This is a genomic window from Kocuria sp. UBA1838 (genome assembly GCF_002338785.1).
In the GTDB taxonomy this organism is placed as follows: Bacteria; Actinomycetota; Actinomycetes; order Actinomycetales; family Micrococcaceae; genus Kocuria; species Kocuria marina.
The window spans coordinates 292,039-296,165 of the sequence record NZ_DDIY01000005.1; the positions used below are offsets into that span (position 1 = coordinate 292,039).

Consider the following 4,127-nt stretch of genomic DNA (forward strand, 5'->3'; position numbering starts at 1 on the left):
GCGTTCCTGTACGAGGGGCCGTTCTGGGCGGCGCGGATCAATCGCGGCCTGCGCCGTGCCGCACGGCGCACCTCGCACTGAGGACCCACGGAACCGATGGAACGAGGGGCCGGCCCATCATGGTGGGCCGGCCCCTCGCGGGTTCTGCGGGTGTTACTCGGGACGCTCGCCCCGGCGCACCTGCGGCTTGGGCAGGCGCATGCGGCGCATCGTAAAAGTACGCATCGCGGCGTACCAGCGGGTGCCGGGCTGGACGGTGCCGAACGTGCGGCGCAGTGCCGCGTGCAGTCGGTTGGACATGATGATCGCGTCGATCACGCACAGGATGATGTAGCCGTACACGACCCAGATCAGTGTGATGGCCACGGACTGCACCGGCAGGAACATCAGGACCAGGATCAGCAGCAGGAAGATCAGCACGTACTCGCCGATGTTGAACCGGGAGTCCACCCAGTCCCGGGCGAAACGGCGCTGGGGCCCGGCGTCCCGCGGGCCCAGGTAGCGTTCGTCTCCGGCGGCCATGCCGGCCTGTGCCTGGGCGCGCCGTTCCCGTTCCGCGATCCTGGACTCGGCTTTGGCGGCCTTGCGGTCCTCCGGGATCAGGGGTCGGCGACGCGCGGCCTCCTGCTCCTTGCGGGTGGGGGTGGGGCGGCCTTTTTTGCCCTCGGGCGTCCTCCCGCCACCGGGCTGCCCACCGCGGTCGGTGGGGACGGCGGGATCGGCCGTGGCGCGCGCGCCCACGGCGGTGGATCCCGAGGATTCAGCTGACTTCTTGCGTCGAAACACCCGACAAGCCTACCGGAGTGCCACGACGTCACCGCGCGCGTGACAGGAGGCAACCGAACGGGCTTGCCACGGTGCGCGCCGAGCTCCCGCCGTTAGGCTGGGCCCATGGCTACTGACTTCACACGTCCCAGCTCCGACACCGTCGATGCCCTCCGGGCGAGCGTGGACGGTTCCCGGGACATCCTGCTGGAAGAACTCGGCTCCCTCGTGGCGATCCCCGGCATCGCGTGGGACTCGTTCGACGCCGCCGACCTCGAGCGCAGTGCCGAGGCCGTGGCCGGTCTGCTCCGGGGCCTGCCTTTCGACAGCGTGGAGATCCTGCGCGAGCCCCGCGGGGACGCTGCGGGGCACCCCGCCGTCGTCGCTCGCAAGGCCGCGGCACCCGGGTACCCCACGATCCTGTTGTACGCCCATCACGACGTCCAACCCCCGGGCAAGCGTGAACTGTGGAACACCGAGCCGTTCGAGGCCGTGGAGAAGGACGGTCGGCTCTGGGGTCGCGGCGCGGCCGACGACAAGGCCGGCGTTATGGTGCACGTGGGCGCGCTGCGCGCGTTCTTCGAGCGCATCGGCGAGCGCCCGGGCCTGGGTGTGACCGTGTTTATCGAGGGCGAGGAGGAGGCCGGTTCGCCCGGTTTCGAGGACTTCCTGGCCGCGCACCGGGACAAGCTCGCCGCGGACGTCATCGTGATCGCGGACTCCGCGAACTGGGAAGTGGGCGTCCCGGCACTGACGACGAGCCTGCGCGGCGTCGTTGGAGGGATCGTGGAGGTCAGCGTGCTGGACCACTCGGTGCACTCCGGCATGTTCGGCGGGCCCGTTCTGGACGCACCCACGCTGCTGTCGCGACTGATCGCGACCCTGCACGACGACGACGGCGCCGTGGCCATCGCGGGGCTGCTGAGCGAGGACGACACGGACGTGGACTACGACGAGGACCGCTTCCGCGAGGACGCCGGCGTGTTGGACAGTGTGCAACTTGCCGGGCGCGGCTCGATCTCGTCGCGGTTGTGGACCCAGCCGGCGCTGTCCGTTACGGGGATCGACGTCACCGATGTCGCGACCGCCTCCAACACCATCGCGGCCACCGCGCGCGCCAAGCTGAGCCTGCGGATTGCTCCTGGCCAGGACGAGCGGGAAGCGGGGGAGGCGCTGCGCAAGCACGTGGAGGACAACGCCCCGTTCGGCGCGCACGTGAGCTTCGCACTCGAGGAGACCGGCCCCGCCTTCCGTGCGGACACCGGTGCCGTGAGCTCGCAGATCGCCCTGTGGGCCTTCGAACAGGCGTGGGGGCGCCCGGCCGTCACGGCGGGGATGGGCGGATCCATCCCCTTCACCGCGACCCTCACCCGGGCGTACCCTGAGGCACAGATCCTGATCACCGGTATCGAGGACCCGGACACCCGGGCCCACAGCGCCAACGAATCCCTGCACATCGGGGACTTCCTGCACGCCGTCACCGCCGAGGCCCTCGTGCTCGCGGCGCTGGCCCAACAGGGAGAGCGCAGCGCGGAATGATTCCCCGCGCCGGCGCGTTCCACCAGGCAGAAGGGATCCACCGAACCCGGGGTCGCAACCCCGCGTCGCACAGAAAGTGAGCACCATGAGCGTCACCACCGACAACGAGACCACCCAGGACATGCCCACCCACGAGGTCCTGCTCACGGACACCGCGGCCCAGAAGGTCCGCGACCTGCTCGAGCAGGAGGGGCGCACCGACCTGCGGTTGCGCGTCGCCGTGCAGCCGGGCGGCTGCTCCGGGCTGATCTACCAGCTGTATTTCGACGAGCGCGTCCTCGACGGCGACCACGTCCGCGGCTTCGACGGCGTGGAGGTCATCGTGGACAAGATGAGCGTCCCGTACCTGAGCGGGTCCACCGTGGACTTCGAGGACTCCATCTCTAAGCAGGGCTTCTCGATCGACAACCCCAACGCGCAGGGCTCATGCGCGTGCGGTGACTCGTTCCACTGATCGATCGCACCGAACAGGGGTGCGTTCGGATCCTCAGGGGGTCCGTGCGCACCCCTTTTTCGTGCCCGCTCGAGGGGCTCATCGGTGCACGTAGGGGAGGGGATCGGCGGGGTCTGCCGACGGCCCCGCTCGCGACACGGCGCGCTGACACAGTGTCAGCGGATCCGGGGGCGGAGGGGTAAGCTTCCTAGGGAGAACCATCCACGGGCAACGCGTCCATTGTGCCCACGCGCAGGACCGATGCGGAACCCACACACACAAAGAGGAAGGGCCGTCTGTGAGTTCGCAAACTCGAACCGGCAGCCGCCGCGGCCGAGCGCTCAAGGCCTCGGCAGTGGCAGTCCTGGCGACGATCTCGCTCACCGCTTGCTCGGAGCAATCGAAGCTGGGCTTCTTGCCCACCGAACGGGGCACCACCGACAACGCCGATCAGGTCATCGACTTGTGGATCGGGTCGTGGATCGCGGCGCTCGGCGTGGGTCTCGTGGTGTGGGGTCTGATGCTCTGGTGCATGGTCGCCTACCGGCGTCGTAAGAACGAGACCGGCTACCCCCGCCAGCTCGCGTACAACGCCCCACTGGAGATCTTCTACACGATCGTCCCGATCGCCCTGATCGTGACCCTCTTCTTCTTCTCGTACCGCGCGCAAACGGCCATCACGGACCGCTTCGAGAACCCGGACGTCAAGATCCAGGTGTACGGCAAGCAGTGGGCGTGGGACTTCAACTACCTGGACGACAACGTCCACTACCAGGGCATCCAGGCGCACCTCACGGGGGAGCCCGGCGTCGAGGAGACCCTGCCCACCCTGTACCTGCCGGCCGACAGCAAGGTCGAGCTGGAGATCACGTCCCGCGACGTCATCCACTCGTTCTGGGTGCCCGCCTTCCTCGAGAAGATCGACATGATCCCGGATCGCACCAACTACATGAGCTTCACCACCGGCCGCGAGGGTACCTTCGCCGGCAAGTGCGCCGAGCTGTGCGGTGAGTACCACTCCGAGATGCTCTTCAACGTGGCCGTCGTGAGCCAGCAGGAGTACGACGCCCAGATGCAGCGCCTGCGCGACGAAGGCAACACGGGCATCCTCGGGGACGAGTACAACCGCAACCCGAACCTCAACGAAACGTCCAACAACTAGGGGATAGGCAATGTCTACGCTCGAATATTCGCGGGACGACGCGGCCACGACCGCACCCCGCGTTGTCCCACGGTCCAAGGGCCGGGTGATCGTCAACTGGCTCACCTCGACCGACCACAAGACCATCGGGTACATGTACCTGATCTCGTCCTTCATCTTCTTCTGCGCCGGTGGCGTGATGGCTCTGCTGATCCGGGCCGAGCTCTTCCAGCCGGGCATGCAGATCCT

4 protein-coding genes and 1 pseudogene are annotated in these 4,127 nt (G+C 68.1%); 4 read left to right on the forward strand and 1 reads right to left on the reverse strand.

The genetic code is table 11. The features are described 5' to 3' along the window. Window positions 1-153: 153 nt before the first annotated feature. Complete coding sequence (locus B3I25_RS03105; RefSeq protein ID WP_085106043.1) at window positions 154-786, reverse strand: DUF3043 domain-containing protein; 633 nt, start codon at window positions 784-786, stop codon at window positions 154-156. A gap of 105 nt (window positions 787-891) precedes the next feature. On the opposite strand from B3I25_RS03105, the gene B3I25_RS03110 reads away from it, so the two are divergent. From B3I25_RS03110 to B3I25_RS03125, 4 genes and pseudogenes are all read left to right on the forward strand, one after another. Then, window positions 892-2,304, forward strand: coding sequence for a dipeptidase (locus B3I25_RS03110; protein WP_085106044.1), 1,413 nt, complete (start codon window positions 892-894; stop codon window positions 2,302-2,304). An 85-nt stretch (window positions 2,305-2,389) separates the two neighbouring features. Then, complete coding sequence (locus B3I25_RS03115; protein ID WP_035961960.1) at window positions 2,390-2,758, forward strand: HesB/IscA family protein; 369 nt, start codon at window positions 2,390-2,392, stop codon at window positions 2,756-2,758. Window positions 2,759-3,035: 277 nt separating this feature from the next. Then, window positions 3,036-3,899: a cytochrome c oxidase subunit II gene (coxB, locus tag B3I25_RS03120; RefSeq protein ID WP_179861217.1), complete on the forward strand. Its 864-nt coding sequence runs from the start codon at window positions 3,036-3,038 to the stop codon at window positions 3,897-3,899. Between the two features lie 10 nt (window positions 3,900-3,909). Further along, window positions 3,910-4,127: pseudogene (locus B3I25_RS03125) on the forward strand (cytochrome ubiquinol oxidase subunit I); the annotation flags it as partial.